23 protein-coding genes are annotated in these 22922 nt (G+C 71.4%); 16 read left to right on the top strand and 7 right to left on the bottom strand.

The window, feature by feature from the left end:
* Nucleotides 1-11: 11 nt before the first annotated feature.
* The 4 genes from ACFV0O_RS15395 to ACFV0O_RS15380 all read right to left on the bottom strand — a co-directional run bounded on the left by ACFV0O_RS15395 (nt 12) and on the right by ACFV0O_RS15380 (nt 5254).
* A complete protein-coding gene (locus ACFV0O_RS15395) occupies nt 12-1124 on the bottom strand; it encodes an ADP-ribosylglycohydrolase family protein (RefSeq protein ID WP_380341351.1) in 1113 nt (370 codons plus the stop codon).
* A 55-nt stretch (nt 1125-1179) separates the two neighbouring features.
* Nucleotides 1180-2481 (bottom strand): DUF2786 domain-containing protein, encoded by a 1302-nt coding sequence (locus ACFV0O_RS15390; RefSeq protein ID WP_380341348.1) that lies wholly within the window; start codon nt 2479-2481, stop codon nt 1180-1182.
* A 197-nt stretch (nt 2482-2678) separates the two neighbouring features.
* Nucleotides 2679-4301: a transporter gene (locus ACFV0O_RS15385; RefSeq protein WP_380341345.1), complete on the bottom strand. Its 1623-nt coding sequence runs from the start codon at nt 4299-4301 to the stop codon at nt 2679-2681.
* The gene (locus tag ACFV0O_RS15380) at nt 4298-5254 is read right to left on the bottom strand and encodes an ABC transporter ATP-binding protein (protein ID WP_380341342.1); all 957 of its coding nucleotides are present in this window, start codon (nt 5252-5254) and stop codon (nt 4298-4300) included. Before ACFV0O_RS15380 ends, ACFV0O_RS15385 begins: the two co-directional genes overlap by 4 nt.
* 242 nt (nt 5255-5496) lie before the next feature.
* Here ACFV0O_RS15380 and ACFV0O_RS15375 point away from each other — a divergent pair, with 242 nt between their 5' ends.
* From ACFV0O_RS15375 to ACFV0O_RS15345, 7 genes are all read left to right on the top strand, one after another.
* The gene (locus ACFV0O_RS15375; RefSeq protein WP_380341340.1) at nt 5497-6096 is read left to right on the top strand and encodes a DUF1707 and DUF4190 domain-containing protein; all 600 of its coding nucleotides are present in this window, start codon (nt 5497-5499) and stop codon (nt 6094-6096) included.
* Between the two features lie 417 nt (nt 6097-6513).
* Entirely contained in the window at nt 6514-6885 is a 372-nt protein-coding gene (gene rpsL, locus ACFV0O_RS15370; protein WP_014144289.1) for a 30S ribosomal protein S12, read from the top strand.
* Nucleotides 6886-6887: 2 nt separating this feature from the next.
* Nucleotides 6888-7358 (top strand): 30S ribosomal protein S7, encoded by a 471-nt coding sequence (gene rpsG / locus ACFV0O_RS15365; RefSeq protein ID WP_188306747.1) that lies wholly within the window; start codon nt 6888-6890, stop codon nt 7356-7358.
* Between the two features lie 39 nt (nt 7359-7397).
* Nucleotides 7398-9503 carry an elongation factor G gene (gene fusA, locus ACFV0O_RS15360; RefSeq protein ID WP_360254625.1) on the top strand — a complete coding sequence of 702 codons (2106 nt, stop codon included), beginning with the start codon at nt 7398-7400 and terminating at the stop codon, nt 9501-9503.
* 220 nt (nt 9504-9723) lie between these two features.
* Nucleotides 9724-10917 (top strand): elongation factor Tu, encoded by a 1194-nt coding sequence (gene tuf / locus ACFV0O_RS15355; protein ID WP_031063092.1) that lies wholly within the window; start codon nt 9724-9726, stop codon nt 10915-10917.
* 190 nt (nt 10918-11107) lie between these two features.
* On the top strand, nt 11108-12070 hold the full coding sequence (locus ACFV0O_RS15350) for a glycosyltransferase family 2 protein (RefSeq protein WP_380341337.1): 963 nt from the start codon (nt 11108-11110) through the stop codon (nt 12068-12070).
* Nucleotides 12067-12561, top strand: a complete 495-nt coding sequence (locus ACFV0O_RS15345; protein ID WP_360254629.1) for a GtrA family protein — start codon at nt 12067-12069, stop codon at nt 12559-12561. Before ACFV0O_RS15350 ends, ACFV0O_RS15345 begins: the two co-directional genes overlap by 4 nt.
* On the opposite strand, the gene ACFV0O_RS15340 is transcribed toward ACFV0O_RS15345, so the two are convergent.
* A complete protein-coding gene (locus tag ACFV0O_RS15340; RefSeq protein WP_380341335.1) occupies nt 12548-14122 on the bottom strand; it encodes a DUF2142 domain-containing protein in 1575 nt (524 codons plus the stop codon). The two genes, ACFV0O_RS15345 and ACFV0O_RS15340, sit on opposite strands and share 14 nt — an antisense overlap.
* Nucleotides 14123-14223: 101 nt before the next feature.
* Between ACFV0O_RS15340 and ACFV0O_RS15335 the strand changes: the two genes are divergently transcribed.
* Nucleotides 14224-14661 (top strand): GtrA family protein, encoded by a 438-nt coding sequence (locus ACFV0O_RS15335; protein WP_360254633.1) that lies wholly within the window; start codon nt 14224-14226, stop codon nt 14659-14661.
* Nucleotides 14662-14746: 85 nt separating this feature from the next.
* Here the strand turns inward: ACFV0O_RS15335 and rfbC are convergent, their stop codons facing one another.
* Together rfbC and rfbA are read right to left on the bottom strand one after the other, a co-directional pair.
* A complete protein-coding gene (gene rfbC, locus ACFV0O_RS15330; RefSeq protein WP_360254635.1) occupies nt 14747-15346 on the bottom strand; it encodes a dTDP-4-dehydrorhamnose 3,5-epimerase in 600 nt (199 codons plus the stop codon).
* Complete coding sequence (gene rfbA, locus ACFV0O_RS15325) at nt 15343-16218, bottom strand: glucose-1-phosphate thymidylyltransferase RfbA (protein WP_360254637.1); 876 nt, start codon at nt 16216-16218, stop codon at nt 15343-15345. The genes rfbC and rfbA overlap by 4 nt, the downstream gene beginning before the upstream one ends.
* An 83-nt stretch (nt 16219-16301) precedes the next feature.
* Between rfbA and rfbB the strand changes: the two genes are divergently transcribed.
* The 8 genes from rfbB to ACFV0O_RS15285 all read left to right on the top strand — a co-directional run bounded on the left by rfbB (nt 16302) and on the right by ACFV0O_RS15285 (nt 22790).
* Nucleotides 16302-17279, top strand: a complete 978-nt coding sequence (gene rfbB, locus ACFV0O_RS15320; protein ID WP_360254639.1) for a dTDP-glucose 4,6-dehydratase — start codon at nt 16302-16304, stop codon at nt 17277-17279.
* On the top strand, nt 17276-18190 hold the full coding sequence (gene rfbD / locus ACFV0O_RS15315) for a dTDP-4-dehydrorhamnose reductase (protein ID WP_380341331.1): 915 nt from the start codon (nt 17276-17278) through the stop codon (nt 18188-18190). Before rfbB ends, rfbD begins: the two co-directional genes overlap by 4 nt.
* Complete coding sequence (locus tag ACFV0O_RS15310) at nt 18187-19506, top strand: hypothetical protein (protein WP_360254643.1); 1320 nt, start codon at nt 18187-18189, stop codon at nt 19504-19506. Before rfbD ends, ACFV0O_RS15310 begins: the two co-directional genes overlap by 4 nt.
* A 121-nt stretch (nt 19507-19627) precedes the next feature.
* Nucleotides 19628-20008 (top strand): DUF2304 domain-containing protein, encoded by a 381-nt coding sequence (locus ACFV0O_RS15305; RefSeq protein ID WP_350519905.1) that lies wholly within the window; start codon nt 19628-19630, stop codon nt 20006-20008.
* On the top strand, nt 20005-20784 hold the full coding sequence (locus ACFV0O_RS15300; RefSeq protein ID WP_360254647.1) for a glycosyltransferase family 2 protein: 780 nt from the start codon (nt 20005-20007) through the stop codon (nt 20782-20784). The genes ACFV0O_RS15305 and ACFV0O_RS15300 overlap by 4 nt, the downstream gene beginning before the upstream one ends.
* A 6-nt stretch (nt 20785-20790) precedes the next feature.
* A complete protein-coding gene (locus ACFV0O_RS15295) occupies nt 20791-21684 on the top strand; it encodes a glycosyltransferase family 2 protein (protein WP_360254649.1) in 894 nt (297 codons plus the stop codon).
* A gap of 48 nt (nt 21685-21732) precedes the next feature.
* Complete coding sequence (locus ACFV0O_RS15290; RefSeq protein ID WP_380341326.1) at nt 21733-22422, top strand: glycosyltransferase family 2 protein; 690 nt, start codon at nt 21733-21735, stop codon at nt 22420-22422.
* On the top strand, nt 22419-22790 hold the full coding sequence (locus tag ACFV0O_RS15285) for a DUF2304 domain-containing protein (RefSeq protein WP_360254653.1): 372 nt from the start codon (nt 22419-22421) through the stop codon (nt 22788-22790). Before ACFV0O_RS15290 ends, ACFV0O_RS15285 begins: the two co-directional genes overlap by 4 nt.
* The last annotated feature ends 132 nt before the right edge of the window (nt 22791-22922 follow it).

The following is a 22922-nucleotide window of genomic DNA, read 5'->3' as shown; positions in this document are numbered from 1 at the left end:
ACCCGGGCGGCTCACCAGGCCGGGTAGCGCCCGCCGAGCCCCGGGTGGAGCGGGTCGCGGCTGCCGAACAGCACCAGCAGGTCGCCCGCGACCTGCCGCAGCTCGGCCCGCCCCTCGACCGCCCCGGCCCACTCGGGGGGCAGCGCCGAGGCACCGTACGCGGCCCCGACCAGGTTGCCGCAGACCGCGCCGGTCGAGTCGCTGTCGCCGGAGTGGTTGACCGACAGCAGCAGCGCGGTGCGCACCGGGTCGGGGTCGAGGGTGGCCGCCAGCAGCGAGTGCACCGCGATGGCCAGGCACTCCTCGGCGGTCCAGCCGAGCCCGACCCGCTCCACCGCCTCCGCCCCGGGCTCGGACTCCTGGGCGATCCGCACCGCCCGGGCCAGGGCCTGGACGGTCTCCTTGGACGAGGGCAGCTCGCGGATCTGCTCCACGGTCTCGCCGACCGCCGCCCACGGCTCCGTCCCGTTCACGAGCCGCTCGACCAGCGCCGCGAAGGCGCCCGCCGCGAGGTAGCCGGTCGGGTGCCCGTGGGTGAGCTGGGCGCACTGCACGGCCAGCCCGAAGGACTGCTCGACGCCCAGCCGGGCCAGCCCGAACGGCGCCGAGCGCATCACCGTGCCGCAGCCCTTGGACCCGGGGTTGACCGGCCCCGGCCGCCCGATCGCGGACGGCGCCTCGAACACCGGGTGCTCGGACACCCCGCTCAGACAGGCGTTGCCCGGCGCCCGCCGCGCGTACAGGAACGGCTGGCGCAACAGCCAGCCGTCGTACGGGCGGGGCTGCGGCTCGGTGTCGGGCGCGGGCTGGTACTGCGTCATCAGCCAGCGCCGGTAGGCGCCGTGGACGGCCTCCGGTACCGAACCGCCACCGCCCGTCCAGCCGCGGACGAAGCCGCGGATCAGGCCCTCGGCGGTGAACAGCGTCATCTGGGTGTCGTCGGTGACCTCGACCGGACCCGGTCCGGCCGGCAGCGCGGTCACACCCGCCGGCCCGTACCGGTCCTGGATCTGGTGGAGCTGCTGGAACTCCACCGGCCAGCCCAGCGCATCGCCGATCGCTCCGCCGAGCAGCGCTCCGCGCACCCGGTCCCGGTACCCCGACTCGGCAGCCGGCTCCGTCACGTCGAATCCCCCTTGGTTCGTGGCGGATTAGTTTCTATCAGGTCTCCGGGTGGCACTACCGGCGGATCTGCCCGGCGCGCCCGTGCAGCGCGGCCCGGTCGGCGGCGGCGCGTCCGGCCGCCCAGCCCTCGCCGTCGCTGACCCGGACCCGCTGGGAGACCAGCTTCGGGAACAGCCGGCCGACCTCGTCGTCCACCGCCTCCGAGCGGGCGGCGAGCGCGGGCAGTAGCCGCTCGTCCGGCAGCAGCTGCTCCTCGGTGCCGTCCTCGCGCAGGTGCCGGCCGGCCGCGGCGGCACTGGTGGTCCGCTCGGTGGCGGCGGTCAGCCGCTCGCGGATCCGCGCCGCGTAGGCGACCAGGAAGGACTGCCGGAACGCCTTGCTGCGCGAGTCCCGGCGGGAGCCCGCCTTGTTGAGCGCGTGGGTGGCCTGCACCAGCAGCGAGGTGTAGAGCAGTTCGACGCCGTCCAGGTCGCCGTCGAACCCGACCACCGTGCAGAAGCCGAACTCCTTCGCCCACACCACCCGGCACCGGTTGGCCACCGCGACGGCGTCCAGCAGCATCGTCTTGGGGCCCTCGTACGGGTTGTCCACCCCGATCCGCAGGGCCGCCGGGGTGTCCCGGTCGGCACCGGTCGCGGCCAGCAACGCGTCGTCGATGCTGTGCTGGGCCATCAGCTGCTGGGCCTTGGCGGTCAGCGCCTCGGCCTCCTCCGGGTACTCGGTGGACTCGGCCTTCGCCAGCAGCGCCCGGATCCGGGCCAGCATCCGCGGCTCGCCGGTCGCCGCTCCGGCGTGCTGCGGTCCGGTGCGCGGCGTTCCCGAGTGCGGCGACCTGCCCGCCTGCCCGGGAGCGGGTCCGACCGGGGCGATCGGCGGCAGCCGGCCCCAGGTGCGCAGCAGCTCCAGGGCGGCGGTGGCGAGCGCGAAGCGGTCCAGCCGGTGCCGGTGGGCGAAGGCGCCGAGGTACTGCTCGTCGGCGGGCCACCAGACCTCGGCCTCCAGCTCGCGCAGCTGCTCCCGCCAGCGCCGGTCGAGCGCCGCCGCGGGGTGGCGGCGGTCCTCGGCGGCGATCAGGTCCACCGCGAGCGCCAGGTGGACGGGCTTCAGCTCGCGCCGCACCACCCGCACCAGGTCCGCCGGGCGCCACCCGGCCGACCAGCAGCGGCCGACGGCGGTGTCCGCGTACCCCAGCACCGCCCGGCTGACCGCCGACCACTGCGCGGCCGAGGCGGCCAGCAGCGACGCCCCGGTGTCCAGCGCCAGGTCCAGCCCCTCCTCCGGTGCCGTCAGCACCGACCGCACCGCCTGCTCCAGCAGCGGCCCGGCGTCCCCGCCCTGCTGCGCGCGCTTGCCCACGGTGTGTCCCTGCTCTCCTCGACGGCCCGGTTCCTCCTGCCCATGATGCCGGAGCGCCCGGGGAGGACCGGAGCGGCCGGGAACGGCCGGTGCGCCCGGGAACGGCCGGGGCGGACGGCGGGGGAGCGGAGGAGCAGGGCACGGACATCGGCGCCCGGCCCCGGGGCGGGACCGGGCGCCGGGCGGCACGGTTCGGCTCAGCGCTCGACGGCCTTGGCCAGGATCTCCGGGGTGCGCTCCAGCAGCCGGGTGGCCGCCAGCCGGACGCCGAGGACGGCGACCAGGGCGCCGTAGAGCGGGCCGATCAGCAGGACCGGCCAGGTCGGTCCGTCCGAGAGCAGCGCCCAGCCGAGGTAGCCGCCCACCGGCAGGGCGAGCAGTGCGACGCCGAACATCGAGCCGAACGAGTTGAGCATGATCAGCCCGCCCTGGCCGGGGGCGGCGTTGCGCATCGGGTTGCTGTCGGCCGGCATGGTGTACGGCACCAGCACGCTGAACATGGCGCCGAGCGCCACTCCGCAGCCGAGCAGCGCGCACGCGAGGCCGAGGGCGGACGGCAGCTCGGCCCATCCGCCGGTGACGGCGGCCAGCGCGATCCCGAGCACCAGCGTGACCGGGATCGCGTACGACAGCACCGCGTACGCCCGGCCGCGCAGTTCGTCCCGGGCGTCGGCCGGGGTGCGCAGGGTGGCGGCGACCATCCAGAACGCCGAGCCGTCCATGCCGAACAGGTTGAGCATCTGCAGCCCGAGGAACATCCCGGTCATCGCCAGCAGGTAGACGCTCGCCCAGCCCTGGACCATCGACAGCAGGCAGACCACCGCCGTCATGCCGATGCTGGTGAACAGCGCGGCCTTGGCCCGCGGCTCGCGCCAGGCGTACCGCAGGTGGCGCTGCATCACCGCACCGGTCCTGCCCTCGGGCAGGAAGGACCAGCCGCGCGAGCGCTGGACCCCGCGGGCCACCTCCAGGGTGGAGGAGTCGGCGGTGACCATCAGCTCCTGCAGGCTGCCGCGCCACCAGCGCAGCAGCAGTGCCAGCAGCACGAGGGCCGCGGCGAGCTGCAGCAGCGCGAGCCCGTACCGGCCCTCGGCGGCGGTGCGCGGGGCGTCCGCCGCGCTGATCGGCGGGATCCAGCGCAGCACGGAGGCGATCGGCTTCAGCGGGCTGAGGTCGATGTTCTGGCCGGGACGGCCGAAGACACTCTGCGAACCGACGTTGGCGGCCTGGATCAGCAGCGCGAAGGCCAGCCCGCCGAAGATCGCGAAGTCCTTGCCGCGCCGGCTGGACAGCATCCGGGCGTTGCCGGCCGCGACCGCCCGGGAGAGCGTGACCAGGCAGAGCACCGCCAGCGGCACGCCGACCACGGCGACCGCGGCCGAGGCGCCGCCGCCCGCGCCGGCCAGCACCGCGCCGGTCACCAGAACCAGGTTGGTCAGCGGTCCTGGCCCGATCAGCGCGGCCAGCAGCGTGCCGCGCAGCAGCGGGCCGGGCCGCAGCGGCAGCATGGTGAGCCGGGTCGGGTCGGCGCTCTCGTCGCTGGAGAACAGGAACAGCGGCAGGGCGGCCCAGCCCAGGGTCAGCACGCCGAGCAGCATCACTCCGGCGTCCCCGGAACCGGCGAAGCGCCCGTTCAGCGCGGCCATGGCGACGGCGATGCCGCTCGCGAAGGCCAGGCCGAGGAGGCCGCCGATCACGTAGACGGCGGTCCGGCCGGGGCTGCGCCGCAGCCCGTTGCGCAGCAGCCGCAGCTTGAGTGCCACCAGGGCGCGGACCACCGTCCGCCCGTCCGGCACCGCGTGGGGTGCGGCCGCACTCACTGCCCGCCCCCGAACTGCCCGCCGCCGACCGGGCCGCCCGCGACCGGGCCGCCTGCGACGGGGCCGCCCGCGACCGGGCCGCCCGCGACCGGGCCGTCCGCGACCGGGCCGTCCGCGACCGGGCCGCCCGTGGCAGGACCGTCCCCGCCCCGGCCGCCGCCGAGCCAGCCGAGCGCCTGCCCGTCGTCCTCGCGGACGCCGATCAGGTCGAGGAAGGCCTCGTGCAGGCTGCGCCCGTCCCGTACCGAGTCCAGCGGGCCCTGGGCGATCACCCGGCCCGCGTTGACCACCGCGACCCAGTCGCAGAGCTGCTCGACCAGTTCCATCACGTGGCTGGAGAAGACGACCGTGGAGCCGGCCGCCGCGTACCGCTTGAGCACGCCGCGGATGGTCTGGGCGGAGACCGGGTCGACGCCCTCGAAGGGCTCGTCGAGGAACAGCACGTCGGGGTTGTGCAGCAGCGCGGCGGCCAGCCCGATCTTCTTGCGCATACCGGTGGAGTAGTCGGCGACCAGCTTGTCGGCGTCCCGGCCGAGGTCCAGGACGGCCAGCAGTTCCTCGGCCCGGCGGTCCACCTCGGCGCCGGGCAGGCCGCGCAGCCGGCCGGTGTACTGCAGCAGTTCGCGCCCGCTGAGCCGCTCGAACATGCGCAGGCCCTCGGGCAGGATGCCGATCCGTGCCTTGACCTCGACCGGGTCGGCCCAGACGTCGGTCCCGTGGACCAGGACGGTGCCCTGGTCGGGCCGGAGCAGTCCGGTGGCCATGGAGAGCGTGGTGGTCTTCCCGGCGCCGTTCGGGCCGACCAGGCCGATGAACGAGCCCGCCGGCAGCTCCAGGTTCAGCCCGGCCACGGCGGCCTGGGTGCCGAAGTGCTTCCACAGTCCGCGGATGCTGACGGCGGACGGGGCGCCTGGTTCGGGGTGGTCGGAGGACGGTGCTGCTGACGCCTGCATGCGGCCTTCTCGGTTCGTGGTGGACGTGACTCCCGGGTTTCAGCGTGTCACTGCCCGGACGGGCTGTCGCCCGAGTTGAGGATCCCCTGAGCCTGTCCGCCGAACGGGTGAGGCGCGCCGCTCGGATTTCCCGTTCCGACAGCTACTGGGCCGAATTGGCAACTACTCAGTTCGCCTGTTCGTCCTGCACTATGAGGACGAGTGAGGGTGCGCGGGGGTGCCGCGGTACCGGGAGGTGGCGGATGTCCGTTCAACCGTGGGGCGAACCCGGTCCCGGCCACGAGTACGGCCACGGCCGGGAGCCCGGTCGGCACGGCCACGGCCACGGCCACGGCCCGGATCGTCGGCCGCTCGTCGGCTGGCAGCCGGCCGCGGTCCCGGCCCCGTCCCCGCAGGACGCGATGCGGGCGGGCCACGCGGACCGCGACCGCACGGTCGACGTGCTGAAGGCCGCGTTCGCCGAGGGCCGGCTGTCCGTCCAGGAGTACGAGCAGCGGCACGAGGCCGCGGCCGGCGCGCAGACCTACGGCCAGCTGGCCGCGCTGGTGGCGGACCTGCCCGTCGGCCCGATGGTGACGCCCGCCCCGGCCGGCCCGCCGGTTCCGGCCACCTTCCTGCCCGCCGCGCCCCCGCCGGCCCGCCCCACCAGCGTGCTGGCGGTGGTCTCCCTGCTCTCCAGCCTGATCGGCCTGTCCCTTCCGGCGGTGGTCACCGGCCACATCGCCCGCTCGCAGATCCGGCAGCGCAACATGGACGGCGACTGGGCGGCGGTCGTCGGGCTGGTCATCGGGTACATGGGCTCGGCGTTCTGGACCCTGCTGATCCTGGCGGGCATCGCCTGAGCCGGTCGGCCCGGCCCGGTGCTCCGGTGGCGACCGGTCGGCGACTGTGGTAGAGCGGGTGGAGACGGCCCGACACCGGGCGGTCACGTGCGGGACACCCGCGTGACGCCCGGCCGAAGGCGGCGACCTGCGGCGTTGCATTTGTTTTGACCGCGCCCCATGCGCTAGGTACGCTCTGACCTTGTGCCTGGGGTGTCCCCGGGTCCTTGTGCGTGCATGCACACCGGTCGCCGCGCCGAGCCGGAGCGCTTTCCAGCGCCCCGCGCGTAGAGCGCCGTCGCTGTACATCAGCCATGGGATTCCGTGCCGGAAAAAGCCCAACACACCCGACCGCGTGGGTCGACCACGGGGCCGTGTGCGAGGGAGACACCGCAGGTTAGTTCCACCAAGCCTTGGCACACAGAAAACGGAGAAACGGTGCCTACGATCCAGCAGCTGGTCCGAAAGGGCCGGCAGGACAAGGTCGAGAAGAACAAGACTCCCGCGCTGAAGGGCTCCCCGCAGCGCCGTGGGGTCTGCACGCGTGTGTACACGACCACCCCGAAGAAGCCGAACTCGGCGCTTCGTAAGGTCGCCCGTGTGCGCCTCACCAGCGGGATCGAGGTCACCGCTTACATCCCGGGCGAGGGCCACAACCTGCAGGAGCACTCCATCGTGCTGGTGCGCGGTGGTCGTGTGAAGGACCTTCCTGGTGTCCGCTACAAGATCATCCGCGGTTCGCTCGACACCCAGGGTGTCAAGAACCGCAAGCAGGCCCGCAGCCGCTACGGCGCCAAGAAGGAGAAGTAAGAATGCCTCGTAAGGGCCCCGCCCCGAAGCGCCCGGTCATCATCGACCCGGTTTACGGCTCCCCGGTCGTCACCCAGCTGGTCAACAAGATCCTGCTGCACGGCAAGCGCTCCACCGCCGAGCGGATCGTCTACGGCGCCCTCGAGGGCGTTCGTGAGAAGACCGGCGCGGACCCGGTCGTCGCGCTGAAGCGTGCGCTGGAGAACGTCAAGCCGGCCCTCGAGGTCAAGTCCCGCCGTGTCGGTGGCGCGACCTACCAGGTTCCGGTCGAGGTCCGTCCGGGCCGCGCCAGCACCCTGGCGCTGCGCTGGATGGTCGGTTACTCCCGCGCCCGTCGCGAGAAGACCATGACCGAGCGCCTGATGAACGAGATCCTCGACGCCAGCAACGGCCTGGGCGCTTCCGTGAAGCGTCGCGAGGACACCCACAAGATGGCCGAGTCCAACAAGGCCTTCGCGCACTACCGCTGGTAGTCCCTACCCCGTCACTAGACAGAGAGAGAACGAGCCACCATGGCTGCAACCTCCCTTGACCTCGCCAGGGTCCGCAACATCGGGATCATGGCGCACATCGACGCGGGCAAGACCACCACCACCGAGCGGATCCTGTTCTACACCGGTGTCTCGTACAAGATCGGTGAGGTCCACGATGGCGCTGCCACCATGGACTGGATGGAGCAGGAGCAGGAGCGCGGCATCACGATCACGTCGGCCGCGACGACCTGTCACTGGACGGTCGACGACGTCGACAACACCATCAACATCATCGACACCCCGGGTCACGTCGACTTCACCGTCGAGGTGGAGCGTTCGCTGCGCGTCCTCGACGGTGCGGTGACGGTGTTCGACGGTGTCGCCGGTGTCGAGCCCCAGTCCGAGACCGTGTGGCGGCAGGCTGACCGCTACGGCGTCCCGCGCATCTGCTTCATCAACAAGCTGGACCGCACGGGCGCGAACTTCTTCTTCTGCGTGCAGACCATCGTGGACCGCCTCGGCGCCACCCCGCTGGTCATGCAGCTCCCGATCGGTGCCGAGGCGGACTTCCAGGGCGTCGTCGACCTGGTCCGCATGAAGGCGCTGGTCTGGTCGGCCGAGGCCGCCAAGGGCGAGATGTACGACATCGTCGACATCCCGGCCGAGCTGCAGGAGCAGGCGGACGAGTACCGCACCCAGCTGATCGACACCGTCTCGAACATCAGCGACGAGATCATGGAGCTCGCCCTCGAAGAGGCCGAGATCCCGGTCGAGCTGCTGCAGGACGTCATCCGCAAGGGCACCCTGAACTCGGACTTCACCCCGATCTTCTGCGGTACCGCCTTCAAGAACAAGGGCGTTCAGCCCCTGCTCGACGCGGTCGTCAAGTACCTGCCGTCGCCGCTGGACATCGGCTCGGTCGAGGGCACCAAGCCCAACGACGCCGAGGTCAAGATCTCCCGCAAGGCGTCGGACGACGAGCCGCTGTCCGCGCTGGCGTTCAAGATCATGTCCGACCCGCACCTGGGCAAGCTCACCTTCGTCCGGATCTACTCCGGTCGCCTGGAGTCCGGCACCTCGGTGCTGAACGCCGTCAAGGGCAAGAAGGAGCGCATCGGCAAGATCTACCGCATGCACGCGAACAAGCGTGAGGAGATCGAGTCGGTGGGCGCCGGCGACATCGTCGCCGTCATGGGCCTGAAGCAGACCACCACCGGTGAGACGCTCTCCGACGAGAAGCAGCCGGTCATCCTGGAGTCCATGGACTTCCCGGCCCCGGTCATCCGCGTCGCGATCGAGCCCAAGTCCAAGGGTGACCAGGAGAAGCTGGGTGTCGCCATCCAGCGTCTCGCCGAGGAGGACCCGTCCTTCCAGGTCAACACGGACGACGAGACCGGCCAGACCATCATCGCGGGTATGGGCGAGCTGCACCTCGAGGTGCTGGTCGACCGTATGAAGCGTGAGTTCAAGGTCGAGGCCAACGTCGGCAAGCCGCAGGTCGCGTACCGCGAGACGATCCGTCAGGCCGTCGAGCGCATCGACTACACCCACAAGAAGCAGACCGGTGGTTCCGGTCAGTTCGCCAAGGTGCAGATCGCGATCGAGCCGCTCGAGCAGGCCGAGGGCTACGAGTTCGTCAACAAGGTCACCGGTGGCCGCGTTCCGCGGGAGTACATCCCGTCGGTCGACGCCGGTTGCCAGGAGGCCATGGAGTTCGGCATCCTCGCCGGCTACCCGCTGCAGGGTGTCCGCGTGAGCCTGCTGGACGGCCAGGCGCACGACGTCGACTCCTCCGAGCTCGCGTTCAAGATCGCCGGTTCGATGGCCTTCAAGGAAGGCGCGAAGAAGGCCAAGCCGGTCCTTCTCGAGCCGATGATGGCCGTCGAGGTCACCACGCCCGAGGACTACATGGGCGACGTGATCGGCGACATCAACTCTCGCCGTGGCCAGATCCGGTCCATGGACGAGCGTCACGGTGCCCGCGTCGTCACGGCGCTGGTGCCCCTCTCCGAGATGTTCGGCTACGTCGGTGACCTGCGCAGCAAGACCTCTGGTCGCGCCAGCTACTCGATGCAGTTCGACTCGTACGCCGAGGTCCCCAAGGCCGTGGCTGAGGAGATCATCGCCAAGTCCAAGGGCGAGTAGGTCCGGCTCTGTCGGCCTCGGAATCAGTCCGACATTCGGGATGATTTCGACCCCTTAGGCTATGAGGAGGCGACCCGGGAGGATCCGGACGGATCCTCCCGGGGCCTCCGGCCCCCACCCGCGGGACGGTACGAGGTGCTTCCGGCATCACGGACCAAGCCCGATACAAGACCAACTGACGTCAGCACGGCGTACAGGATCTGTCCTCAGGAGGACTGCAGTGGCGAAGGCGAAGTTCGAGCGGACGAAGCCCCACGTCAACATCGGCACCATCGGTCACATCGACCACGGTAAGACGACCCTTACCGCGGCCATCACCAAGGTGCTGCACGACGCGTACCCGGAGATCAACCCCTTCACGCCGTTCGACCAGATCGACAAGGCGCCGGAGGAGCGGCAGCGCGGTATCACCATCTCGATCGCGCACGTCGAGTACCAGACCGAGGCGCGTCACTACGCCCACGTCGACTGCCCGGGTCACGCGGACTACATCAAGAACATGATCACCGGTGCGGCCCAGATGGACGGTGCGATCCTCGTCGTCGCCGCCACCGACGGCCCGATGCCGCAGACCAAGGAGCACGTCCTCCTGGCCCGCCAGGTCGGCGTCCCCTACATCGTCGTCGCCCTGAACAAGGCCGACATGGTGGACGACGAGGAGATCCTGGAGCTCGTCGAGCTCGAGGTCCGTGAGCTCCTCTCCGAGTACGAGTTCCCGGGCGACGACCTGCCGGTCGTCCGCGTCTCCGCGCTGAAGGCGCTGGAGGGCGACAAGGAGTGGGGCGAGAAGCTCCTCGGCCTCATGCACGCGGTCGACGAGAGCATCCCGACCCCGGCCCGCGCCGTGGACCAGCCGTTCCTGATGCCGATCGAGGACGTCTTCACGATCACCGGTCGTGGCACCGTCGTCACCGGTCGTATCGAGCGTGGCATCCTCAAGGTCAACGAGACTGTCGACATCATCGGCATCAAGGAGACCAAGACCACCACCACGGTCACCGGCATCGAGATGTTCCGCAAGCTGCTCGACGAGGGCCAGGCCGGTGAGAACGTCGGTCTGCTCCTCCGTGGCATCAAGCGCGAGGACGTCGAGCGCGGCCAGGTCATCATCAAGCCGGGTTCGGTCACGCCGCACACCGACTTCGAGGCCCAGTCCTACATCCTGTCGAAGGACGAGGGTGGCCGCCACACCCCGTTCTTCAACAACTACCGCCCGCAGTTCTACTTCCGTACCACGGACGTGACCGGCGTCGTGACCCTCCCCGAGGGCACCGAGATGGTCATGCCGGGCGACAACACCGCCATGACGGTCGCGCTGATCCAGCCGATCGCCATGGAGGAGGGCCTGAAGTTCGCCATCCGTGAGGGTGGCCGCACCGTCGGCGCCGGCCAGGTCACCAAGATCATCAAGTAATTGACGATCTGACCTGCCTGCCCCGTACAGGCTGAGTCCGAAGGGCCCCGCGCACCGCACGGTGCGCGGGGCCCTTCGGCGTCTCACGGGGCACTCACCGGAGCGCGCCTCCTTTCAGGGGCCGCTCATCGCAGACTGTTATGGTCGGGCCACCAACCAGCCCCGCCGTCGCGGAAAGTGGGACCAACGCATGTCAACGGCACCGCTGTTGTCGGTCGTGATGCCGATCTACAACGAGCAGGAGGCGCTCCCGCTGACCGTGGAACGGCTGCGGCCGATCCTCGACGGGCTCGGCGTCACCTACGAGGTGGTCGGCGTCGACGACGGGAGCACCGACGCGACCCCGGTGCTGATGCAGAAGATCCGCCAGGACTGGCCGGAGTTCCGCATCGTCCGCTTCGCCCGCAACTCCGGCCACCAGGCCGCCCTCACCGCCGGCATCCACCGTGCCTTCGGCGACTACGTCGTCTCCATCGACGCGGACCTGCAGGACCCGCCGGAGAAGATCCCCGAGATGCTGGAGCTCGCCCGCGAGCAGGGCCTCGACATCGTCTACGGCGTCCGCGGGGACCGCGGCACCGACACCTTCTTCAAGCGGCACACCGCCGGCGCCTACTACTGGCTGATGCGCAAGCTGGTCGGCAAGCGGATGCCCAACCAGGCCGGCGACTTCCGGCTGCTCAGCCGGGCCGCCGTGAACGCGCTGAAGGCGATGCCCGAGCACCAGCCGGTCTACCGGCTGCTGGTGCCGTGGCTGGGCTTCCCCAGCGGCGAAGTGGTCTACGTGCGCGAGGAGCGGGTCGCGGGCAGCACCCACTACCCGCTGTCCAAGATGGTCCGGCTGGCGCTGGACAGCGTCACCAACTTCTCCGCGGCCCCGCTGCGGCTGGCGACCTGGCTCGGGCTGTTCAGCTTCCTGGTCTGCATCGCGCTGGCGCTCTACACCACGATCGCGTACGCGCTCGGCTCCACCGTGCCGGGCTGGTCCTCGCTGTTCATAGGGATGCTGTTCATCGGCGCCGTCCAGCTGGTCTGCGTGGGACTGCTCGGCGAGTACGTCGGCCGGATCTACTCGGCGGTCCAGGCCCGGCCCGCCTACTTCGTCGGCTACGACTCGGCCGAGGAGCCGGACCGGTACGGTACGGGCGAGTGAACGAGATCCTCTCCGCGGACCGGGACGAGCACGACGATCACGGCGCGCACCACGGGCAGCACGGGCACGACGGCCGGGACGAAGAAGCCGCCGGCCCGCGAACGGTCCGGCGGCAGCTGCCGTCCTTCCTGGTCATCGGGGTGCTGAGCACCCTCTTCTACCTGGCGCTGTTCGTCGCCCTGCGCCTGGTCGCCTCCTCGCAGGTGGCCAACCTGGTCGCGCTGGCCGTCAGCGCGGTGGCCAACACCGCGGCCAACCGCCGCTTCACCTTCGGCATCACCGGCTCGGACGGCGCGGTGCGCCACCAGCTGCAGGGCCTGGTGGCGTTCCTGATCGGGCTCGGCCTCAGCAGCGGTGCCCTGGCGCTGCTCGGCGCGGCGGTGCCGCACGCGTCCCGTGCGGTGGAGGTGACCGGGCTCGTGGCGGCGAACGGTCTCGCCACCGTGGCCCGGTTCGTCCTCCTCAAACTGTGGGTCTTCAGGAAGCGCTGACCCCGGTGGCCCGCTCCGCCGGTTCGGCCCCGGCACGGCTGCCGGTGCTGGTCCACGCCCAGATCCCGAGCACCACGCAGCCGGCCGCCGCGGTCAGCAGCGCGGTCGCCGAGCCCGCCGGCGGGTGCCAGGCGCCGGCCAGCGGGTTCAGCGGGGTGTAGTCCACCGAGGTGCCGACGCCGGCCTGCCAGCGGATCATGGTGTACCCCAGGAACGCCAGCTGCAGCGGCAGCACCAGCAGCGCGATCGTGCGGACCAGCGAGGCCGACCGGGCCCCTTCGAGCACGCCGCGGCGGCCGAGGACGAAGGCCGCGACCAGCGGCACCCCGACGGCGACCGGCAGCAGGTACCGGCCCTGGCCGACGAAGCCGACCTTGTGCGCCGAGATCGCGTCCGAGAGCGTGATCACCGCGAACGGGGCGAGGAAGAAGGCGAGCACCCGCCAGCGGTCGCTCCACGCGCCGAAGGCGAGCGCCGGCAGCACCAGGCAGCCGATCGCCAGGTACCAGAGGTAGTAGGCGGTGGCGGGCAGGTGCGTGTCGAGCCAGGACGGCACACCGATCACCTCGGTGAAGTAGTCCGGCCAGCGCACGATCACCTCGTGCCGCAGCGCCTTGGGCACCGTTATGCCGGGCGGCACCTGGACGGGCATCAGCTCGGAGGCCTTCATGACCACGGTCCACAGCGCCCCCGCGGCGCCGGCCGCACCCAGGGCGCCGACCGTCCACCAGGCCGGCCGGAAGCGCAGCAGCTGCTTCAGCCGCTCGCGCTTGGCCGGGACCAGCATGATCCCGAAGATCGCCGCGCACCAGAGCGGCCCGAGCGCGCGGACCGTCATGAGCACCGACCCGGCGATGCCGATCTGCACCATGGCCGCGCGGCGCAGCGGCTGCTCCGGGTCCAGCAGGGTCGGGATCAGGGCGGCGACCAGGGCCACCCCGGCCGCGATCTCGATGCCGTTGGGGTTGATCGAGCCCGCCAGGTGCGCGGTGATCGGGGTGACCGCGACCAGCAGACCGGCCGCCGCGATCCGGTGCCTGGTCCAGGCGACCAGGCTGTGCGCGGCGGAGGCGAGCAGCGCCGCGACCAGGCCCGCGCTGACCAGCCGGGCCAGCGTGAGGCCCAGCCAGTTCGGCCACAGGGCCATCGGCCAGCCGACGAGCGCGTAGTAGACCGGGTTGTAGCGGCCGGCCCTGGTGCCCACCCGCTCGACGTGCTGGTCCTCACCACCGGGCGCCTTGGCGCAGGCCGCCGACTTGGTGGGGTCGAACCACCAGCAGTTGTCCCGGACGATCGAGGCCGGCACGTTCTGGAAGGCGCCGATGCCGCCGCCGGCCGCCTCCGGCTTGGGTGCGAACTCGCCCCGGGCCACCCCGACCGCGCGGATGATGTGCTCCCGCTCGTCCGGGCTCGCGTCGTACGGCGAGGCGAGGGCCCAGCCGGCGCAGACGAGGAAGAACCCGATGAACGCGGTCCACCAGGTCCGCCGGAACAGCAGGTGGCCCGGACCACGGGAATCGTGGCCGGATCCGCTCGCGGCGGGCGAGGGAGGAGAGGTCACGGCGGGGGAGTATGAGGACACGCGACCAAGATAACGGGTGGCCGAATCGGCCCTGCCCGGGCGGCTGTGTGGCCGCCGGGCGTTGCACTTACGATTCCCCCGTGACTCAACTGGAATCGCCCTCGGAAGTGTCCGGATCCACCGTGAAGGGCCGGATCGCCGGACTCCTGGGCCATAGCGCGGTGCGGTTCCTGGCCGCCGGCGTCACCAGCACGACCGTGGACATGGGCCTGCTGTACGTCCTGCACGGGGTGCTCGACCTGCCGCTCGCCCCGTCGACCCTCGTCGCGGTGCTGGCGGGCTTCACGACGAACTTCGTGCTGAACCGGATCTGGGCCTTCGACAGCTCCTCGCCGGTCGGCAAGCAGACCGTCCGCTACCTGGTGATGGCGGGCGGCAACTGGGTCGGCACCGTGCTGCTGGTCGGCGGCCTGGTGAAGCTGGGCCTCTTCTACCTGCTGGCCCGCGCGGTCGCGCTGGTGCTCCTCTCGGTGGTCAACTACTTCGGTTACAAGTACTGGGTGTTCCGGGACAACTGACCGCACGACGAAGGCCCGGCCGGATTCCTCCGGCCGGGCCTTCGTGCGTTCCGGTGGCGGGACCTCGGTCCCACCGGGCTCGGTCCTATGGGGTGCGCAGGCCCTCGGTGAACGCCTTGCACGCCTCGTAGTTCGGCAGCAGGCCGGAGGAGATCGCCTCCGCCAGCGACGGCGCGGCCTCGTCCCGGGCCGACAGCAGCGGCTGCTCGGCCGGCCACTCGATGCCCAGGTCGGGGTCGAGCGGGTGGACGGAGTGCTCGCCGGTCGGGTTGTACGTCTCGGAGCAGAGGTACGAGAGCGTGGCGTCGTCGCTCAGCGCGCAGAAGCCGTGGCCGAGGCCCTCCGGGATGTAGACCGCGCGGCGCTCCTCGTCGTCCAGCCGGACGCCCTCCCAACGGCCGAAGGTCGGCGAGCCGACCCGCAGGTCGACGATGACGTCGAGCACGGCGCCGCGCACGCAGGTCACGTACTTGGCCTGGCCGGGCGGGACGTCGGCGAAGTGGATGCCGCGGACCACGCCGCGGGAGGACACCGACAGGTTGGCCTGGGCCAGCCGCAGCGGGTGGCCGACGACCTCGGCCAGCCGGTCGAAGCGGTACCACTCGGTGAACATCCCGCGCGGGTCGCCGTGCAGCTGCGGGGTGATCTCGACCAGACCCTCGATGCTCAGTTCGCGGAACTTCACCGGGCGTCCTCCTCGTCCAGCAGGGCCAGCAGGTACTGTCCGTAGCCGCTCTTCAGCAGCGGTTCGGCGAGTTCGCGCAGCTGCTCGGACCCGATCAGGCCGGCCCGCCAGACGGCCTCCTCGATGCAGCCGATCTTGAAGCCCTGGCGCTCCTCGATGACCCGGACGAACTCCGAGGCCTGCACCATCGAGACGAAGGTGCCGGTGTCCAGCCAGGCGGTGCCGCGGTCCAGGATCGTGACGTTCAGCTCGCCCTTGCGCAGGTAGGCGTCGTTGACGGCGGTGATCTCCAGCTCGCCGCGCGCGCTGGGCTTCAGGCCGCGGGCTATCTCCACGACCTGGTTGTCGTAGAAGTAGAGGCCGGGGACGGCGTAGCGCGACTTGGGCTTCTCGGGCTTCTCCTCGATGGAGATCGCCTGGCCGTTCTCGTCGAACTCGACCACGCCGTACGCGGTCGGGTCGGCCACCGGGTAGGCGAAGACCCGGCCGCCGGCCGAGTCGGTGTGCTCGGCCAGGCGCGTGCCGAGGCCGCTGCCGTGGAAGATGTTGTCGCCGAGGATGAGGGCGACGGACTCGTCACCGATGAAGTCGGCGCCGAGCACGAAGGCCTGGGCGATGCCCTCGGGCTTCTCCTGGACGGCGTACTCCAGCTTGAGGCCGAGCTGCGAGCCGTCGCCCAGCAGGCGCTCGAACTGCTCGCGGTCGGCGGGGGTGGTGATGATCAGGATCTCGCTGATGCCCGCCATCACCAGGGTGGATAGCGGGTAGTAGATCATCGGCTTGTCGAAGACGGGGAGCAGCTGCTTCGAGACCGCCCGGGTGAGTGGCCACAAGCGCGAGCCGGTCCCGCCGGCCAGGAGGATTCCACGCATGCGAGCAGCTTAAGTGAGAGCTGCGGGCACCCCGTCCCGGGCCGTTCGAGCGGGCCGATCGGCGACGGTAGACTACGCGCATTATGCGCATCCTCGTGACCGGCGGCGCCGGATTCATCGGTTCGGAGTTCGTCCGTCAGCTCCTCGGAGCGGATGAGAGCGCCCGGATAACCGTCTTCGACAAGCTCACCTACTCGGGCGTCCTGGAGAACCTGGCCCCGGTGGCAGACCACCAGGGCTACGCCTTCGTCCAGGGCGACATCTGCGACGCGGACGCCGTCGACCAGGTCATGCCGGGCCACGACGTGGTGGTGCACTTCGCCGCCGAGTCGCACGTGGACCGGTCGATCGCCGGCGCGGGCCCGTTCGTCGTGACCAACGTCCTGGGCACCCAGGTCCTGCTCGACTCCGCCCGCAAGCACGGCGTCGGCCGCTTCGTCCACGTCTCCACCGACGAGGTCTACGGCTCCATCAGCGAAGGCTCCTGGACCGAGACCTGGCCGCTGGCCCCGAACTCCCCCTACTCGGCCTCCAAGGCCGGCTCCGACCTGCTGGCGCTGGCGTACCACCGCACCCACGGCATGGACGTCGTGGTGACCCGCTGCTCCAACAACTACGGGCACTACCAGTTCCCGGAGAAGGTCATCCCGCTGTTCACCACCAACCTGATCGACGGCAAGAAGGTGCCGCTGTACGGGAACGGTGGCAACATCCGCGACTGGCTGCACGTCGCGGACCACTGCCGGGGTATCGAGCTGGTCATGCGCGGCGGCCGCGCCGGCGAGGTCTACAACATCGGCGGCGGCACCGAGGTCACCAACAAGGAGCTGACCGGCCTGCTGCTGGAGGCCGCGGGCACCGGCTGGGACATGGTCGAGTACGTCGAGGACCGCAAGGGCCACGACCTGCGCTACTCCCTGGACATCAGCAAGATCCGCGAGGAGCTCGGCTACGAGCCGCAGGTGTCCTTCCCGGACGGCCTCGCCGCGACCATCGCCTGGTACCGCGAGAACCGCGCCTGGTGGGAGCCGCTGAAGCAGAAGGCGGCCCTGGCCAAGTGACCGCGAACGCCGCCGGCCGGGTGCGCTGGCTGGTCACCGGCGCGGCCGGGATGCTCGGGCAGGACCTGCTGTCGGTGCTGGCCACCGACCCGACCGCCGAGATCACCGCGCTGCGCCGGGCGGACCTCGACATCACCGACGCCGCGGCCGTGCTGGCCGCCGTCGAGGGCCACGACGTGGTGGTCAACTGCGCCGCGTGGACGAACGTCGACGCCGCGGAGACCGAGGAGGACGCCGCCACCGCCGTCAACGGCACCGGTGTGCGCCTCCTCGCCGCGGCGTGCGCGAAGACCGGTGCCCGGCTGCTGCACGTCTCCACCGACTACGTCCTGCCGGGCGACGCCACCGAGCCCTGCCCGGAGGACGCCCCGACCGCGCCGGTCAACGCGTACGGCCGGAGCAAGCTGGTGGGGGAGCGGGCCGTCGCCGAACTGCTCCCCGAGCACGGCTACGTCGTGCGGACCGCCTGGCTGTACGGCGAGCACGGCCCGAACTTCGTGGCCACCATGCTCAAGCTGGCCGCCCAGCGGGAGACTCTGGACGTGGTCGACGACCAGCACGGCCAGCCGACCTGGTCGTACGCGCTCGCCGGCCGCCTGGCCGAACTCGGCCGGGCCGCGCTCGCCGGACGGGCCCCGGCCGGGGTCTACCACGGCACCGCGAGCGGCCGGACCACCTGGTGCGGGCTGGCCCGGGAGGCCTACGCGCTGAGCGGGCTCGACCCGGAGCGGATCCGCCCGACCACCTCGGAGGCGTTCGTCCGACCGGCCGTCCGTCCCGCGTTCAGCGTGCTGGGCCACGACCGCTGGGCCGCCGCCGGGCTGGCGCCCCTGCCCGAGTGGCGGGCCATGCTGGCCGAGGCCCTGGAGCGCCCGGCCTTCCGGGCGCTGCGCACCGCGGCGGAGCGGTGAGCGGCGTGCTCGGCCGGCTGACGCGCGCGCTGCCGCCGGGACTGCTGGCGGTCGGCGTCGGGACGGTCACCCTCGGGGTGGCCTCGTACGCGCACCTCGCGGTGGCCGGGCACGCGCTCGACCGCGAGTCGCTCGCCGAGGTCTCCGTCCTGTGGACGATGGCGATGTCCTTCGCGCTCGGGCTGTTCTTCCCGGTCGAGCAGGAGCTGACCCGGGTGATCGCGGCCCGGACCGCCCGCGGCGAGGGCGCGGCCCCGGTGCTGCGCAAGGCGGCGGTGCTGACCGGCGGACTGCTGCTGGTGGTGCTCGTCGGGCTGGGGGTGTTCTCCCGGCAGCTCGCGGACGTGTTCTTCCACGGCGACCGGAGCCTGGTCGTGGCGCTGGCCGCCGCGTTCGTCGGACCGGCCGCCTGCTACCTGACCCGCGGCGTGCTGGCCGGCCTCGGGCACTTCGGTGCGTACGGCCTGCAGCTCGGGCTGGACGGCGTCCTGCGGATCGTCTTCTCGGTCGGTCTGCTGGTGGCGGGCGTGCACTCCGCGCTCGCGTACAGCCTGATCCTGGCGGTCTCCCCGCTGCTGGCCATGCTGGTCAGCCTGCCGCGGACGCTGCGGATCGCTCTTCCGGGGCCGACCATCGGCTGGCGGGAGCTGTGCAGCGGCCTGGGCATGCTGACCGTCTCGTTCCTGCTGGCGCAGTTCGTCGCGAACGCCGCGGTGCTCAGCATCCAGGTGCTGGCGCCCTCGCAGGCCGTGCTGGTCGGCGCGTTCACCGGCGCGATGGTGCTCAGCCGGGTCCCGCTGTTCGTCTTCGGCGCGCTGCAGGCCTCCCTGATGTCGGGGCTGTCGACGGCCGTGGCGACCGGCGACCGGGCGGGCTTCCGCAAGCTCCTGACCAAGACCTGCGGCATGGTGGCGGCCCTCGGTGTCCTCGGCGGGGTGCCCGCCGTGGTCCTGGGGCCATGGGTGATTCACATCGCGTTCAACGCGGACCGGCATGCTCTCGGTCCGGTGGACTTCCTCTGGCTCTCGGTCGGCACGCTCGCCTACCTGCTCGCCACGGTCGTCGGCCAGGCGGTCATCGCCCGCGGCCACCACCGTCGCCAGCTGCTCGGATGGGCGCTCGGCACCGCGACCCTGCTGCTGGTGACCTGCCTCCCGGGATCGCCCGCCGTCCGGGTGGAGGCCGCCTACACCGCCGGTCCGCTGGTGGTGCTCGTGATCATGTTGCTGGCGCTGCGCGGCGACGGTAGCGTGCGCGGCGCCGGTGCGGACTCGTCACCGGTCGCCGTCTCCGCCGACTCGGTCTCCGCGAGCTGATCACGATGTCGTCACGGCTCCCCCCGGAGACGCCCCGCGGTACCGGTATCCCTAGCATGTGCTCCATTCACCCCCATGCCTCACCGAAGCGTGAAAGGCGAGATCCATCGTGCAGCTGAGTGTGCTGACTTCGATCACCGGCGTGCTGGTGCTCGTGTGGATCCTGGAGCTGCTGCGTCGTCAGCAGCTCCGGGAGAAGTACGCGGCCCTCTGGCTGGCCATCGGCGTCGTGATCGCCCCGCTGGGCTTCTTCCCCCGGCTGCTGGACTCGACCGCGCGCCGCCTCGGCGTGGCCTCCGGGGTCAGCCTCGTCCTGTTCGCCGGCTTCGTGCTGGTCCTGCTGGTCTGCGTGCACCTCAGCTGGGAGACGAGCCGGCTGGAGGCCGAGACCCGCACCCTGGCCGAGGACGTCGCGATGATGCGCGCCCACCTCGCCGAGCACCACGACTTCCCGATTGCCCGCTCCGGCAGCGACGTGAACGACCCCGAGGTGAAGGCATGATCGACGGCAAGCGGGTTCTGATCATCCTCCCCGCCTGGAACGAGGCCGAGGGCCTGCCGAAGATCCTCCGCGAGATCCAGCAGAAGCTCCCCGGCGTGGACACCCTGGTGGTCGACGACGGTTCGACGGACAGCACCGCGGCGGTCGCCGCCGCGTACGGCTCGAAGGTCGCGCAGCTGCCGTACAACCTCGGTGTCGGCGGCGCGATGCGCTTCGGCTACCGCTACGCGCACCTGCACGACTACGACGTGGCGATCCAGTGCGACGCCGACGGCCAGCACGACCCGGCCTACGTGCCCGCACTGCTGGAGAAGCTCCGCGACGAGGCCGACCTGGTCATCGGCGCCCGCTTCGCCGGCGAGGGCTCGTACAAGGTGCGCGGCCCGCGCTCCTGGGCGATGAAGCTGCTCTCGGTGGTGCTGTCGCGGGTCGCCAGGACCCGGCTCACCGACACCACCTCGGGCTTCAAGGCCTGCAACAAGCCCATGATCGAGTTCTTCTCGCACTGGTACCCGGTCGAGTACCTGGGCGACACCATCGAGAGCATGGTCGGCGCGGCCCGCTGCGGCTTCGTCATCCGCCAGGTCCCGGTCGCGATGCGCGAGCGGACCACCGGCACGCCCTCCGCCTCCCCGATCAAGGCGACGATCTACCTGGCCCGGGCCGGCCTGGTGCTGCTGCTCGCCCTCATCCGCCGCATGCCCGCGAACGTGAAGGCCATCGAGCCCGCCACCCGCGCCGCCGCCCGCCGGCCCGAGCTCATTGGCAAGGTCTAGTACCCGATGTCCCGTTTCGAGATCCTGATGCCGTACTACGGCGACGTCCGGCTGATGCAGGACGCCGTCCGCAGCGTGCTGGCCCAGGACGGTGACGACTGGCGCCTCACGGTCGTCGACGACGGCAAGGAGCCGGACGTCCCCGGCTGGTTCGAGTCCCTCGCGGACCCGCGGGTGCGGTACCTGCGCAACGAGACCAACCTCGGCGTCAGCGGCAACTTCAACCGCTGCGTCCAGCTCGCCGAGTACGACCACCTCGTACTCATGGGCTGCGACGACCTGATGCACCCCAACTACCTGAAGGTGGTCCGGGACGCGCTGGAGCGCTTCCCGGACGCCGGCATGGTCCAGCCCGGCGTGCTGGTCATCGGCGCCGACGGCAACCCGGTCGGCAGCCTCGCCGACACGGTCAAGCGCCGGCTGTACGCGCCGAAGGACCCGGGGCCGCTGCTGATGTCCGGCGAGCCGCTCGCGATGAGCCTGATGCGCGGCGACTGGCTGTACTTCCCGTCCGTGTGCTGGCGCACCAAGGAGATGCAGGCGACCGGTTTCCGGGCGGACCTCGGCGTCATCCAGGACCTCGCGATCATCGTCGACCTGCTCCTCGCCGACGTCTCGCTGGCGGTCGTGCCCGAGGTGTGCTTCAGCTACCGGCGGCACGCGGTCAGCGAGTCCTCGGTCACCGCCTTCACGGGCAAGCGCTTCGAGGAGGCCCGCCGCTTCTTCCGGGAGACCGCGGACCGGCTGGACGCCCACGGCTGGCACCGGGCGGCCACCATCTCCCGCCGCTTCGTCTCGTCCCGGCTGCACGCGCTCAGCATGATCCCCGCGGCCGGCCGCAAGGCGGGCCTGCGGGGCGTCGGGGCGATGCTGAGCCATGTGGCCGGCCGCCGGGCCTGACCCGTGAGAACCCTCCAGCAAGCCCCTCCCAGCGCCCAGGAAGCGACCATGTCCCAATACGACGACGTCTGGCTGGTGATCCCCGCCTACAACGAAGGCCAGGTGATCGCCGATGTGGTGGAGAACGCCCGCAGGACGTTCCCGAACATCGTCGTGGTCGACGACGGGAGCACCGACGGCTCGGCCGAGCACATCCTGACCACCGGCGCCCACCTGGTGCGCCACCCGGTCAACCTCGGCCAGGGCGCCGCCCTGCAGACCGGGCTCTCCTACGCGCTGCAGCAGCCCGACGCCCGGTACTTCGCCACCTTCGACGCCGACGGCCAGCACCAGACGGCCGACGTCGAGAAGATGGTCGCCGTGCTGCGCGGCGGGACCGCGGACGTCGTCCTCGGCTCGCGCTTCATCGAGCAGTCCGAGCAGGTCCCGATGATCAAGCGCGTGGTGCTCCGCACGGCGGCCGCCGTCAGCCCGACCGCCCGCAAGCTGAAGCTCACCGACTCGCACAACGGCCTGCGCGTGATCAACCGCGAGGCGGCCTCCCAGCTGCGCATCACGATGAACGGCATGGCCCACGCCTCGGAGATCGTCGGCCTGCTGGCGAAGTCCTCGCTGCGCGTCGTGGAGGTCCCCGTGGACATCCTCTACACCGAATACTCGCGCGCCAAGGGCCAGTCCCTGATCAACGGCGTCAACATCCTCTTCGACATCTCGCTCCGGGAGCGTGGCCGGCGATGAAGTACTTCTGGATCCAACTGGTGCTGGTGCTGGGTTCCGGCACGGCGGCGCTCATCTTCATCCGGCGCTGGGACCGGACCAACACCAGGGCCTGGAAGCGCATCGCCTTCGTGCTGTTCGTGCTGGCGAACATCTACGCGGTGCTGCGTCCGGGCGACGTCACCTGGGTGGCGAACCGGCTGGGCGTCGGCCGCGGCACCGACCTGGTGCTGTACATGATGGTGCTGGCGCTGGCCTTCCTGGCGCTCAACACCTACCTGCGCTTCCGCTCCCTGGAGAAGAAGCTCACCGACATGGCCCGCACCGTCGCCATCACCGAGGGCGCGCGGCTCAACCAGGAGCGCTTCGACGAGAAGGTCTCCGGCTAGCTCCGTCCGGTCCCCGTCGGGGGCCGACGAACCGGGGGCCGGGGCGCGGGGGGGGGGGGGGGCCCGGGGCGCGGGGGGGGGGGGGGGGGCGCGCGCGCGCGGGGGGGGGGGGGGGCGCGGGGCGCCCCGCGG

It is taken from the genome of Kitasatospora sp. NPDC059577 (assembly GCF_042735475.1).
Lineage (GTDB): Bacteria > Actinomycetota > Actinomycetes > Streptomycetales > Streptomycetaceae > Kitasatospora.
This window is presented reverse-complemented; position numbering and strand designations above follow the sequence as displayed.

Coding starts and splice junctions, on each gene's coding strand:
- ACFV0O_RS15380 (WP_380341342.1), bottom strand. CDS start 5,254: ATGCAGGCGTCAGCAGCACCGTCCTCCGACCACCCCGAACCAGGCGCC.
- ACFV0O_RS15375 (WP_380341340.1), top strand. CDS start 5,497: ATGTCCGTTCAACCGTGGGGCGAACCCGGTCCCGGCCACGAGTACGGC.
- rpsG (WP_188306747.1), top strand. CDS start 6,888: ATGCCTCGTAAGGGCCCCGCCCCGAAGCGCCCGGTCATCATCGACCCG.
- fusA (WP_360254625.1), top strand. CDS start 7,398: ATGGCTGCAACCTCCCTTGACCTCGCCAGGGTCCGCAACATCGGGATC.
- ACFV0O_RS15350 (WP_380341337.1), top strand. CDS start 11,108: ATGTCAACGGCACCGCTGTTGTCGGTCGTGATGCCGATCTACAACGAG.
- rfbA (WP_360254637.1), bottom strand. CDS start 16,218: ATGCGTGGAATCCTCCTGGCCGGCGGGACCGGCTCGCGCTTGTGGCCA.
- rfbB (WP_360254639.1), top strand. CDS start 16,302: ATGCGCATCCTCGTGACCGGCGGCGCCGGATTCATCGGTTCGGAGTTC.
- ACFV0O_RS15300 (WP_360254647.1), top strand. CDS start 20,005: ATGATCGACGGCAAGCGGGTTCTGATCATCCTCCCCGCCTGGAACGAG.
- ACFV0O_RS15295 (WP_360254649.1), top strand. CDS start 20,791: ATGTCCCGTTTCGAGATCCTGATGCCGTACTACGGCGACGTCCGGCTG.
- ACFV0O_RS15290 (WP_380341326.1), top strand. CDS start 21,733: ATGTCCCAATACGACGACGTCTGGCTGGTGATCCCCGCCTACAACGAA.
- ACFV0O_RS15285 (WP_360254653.1), top strand. CDS start 22,419: ATGAAGTACTTCTGGATCCAACTGGTGCTGGTGCTGGGTTCCGGCACG.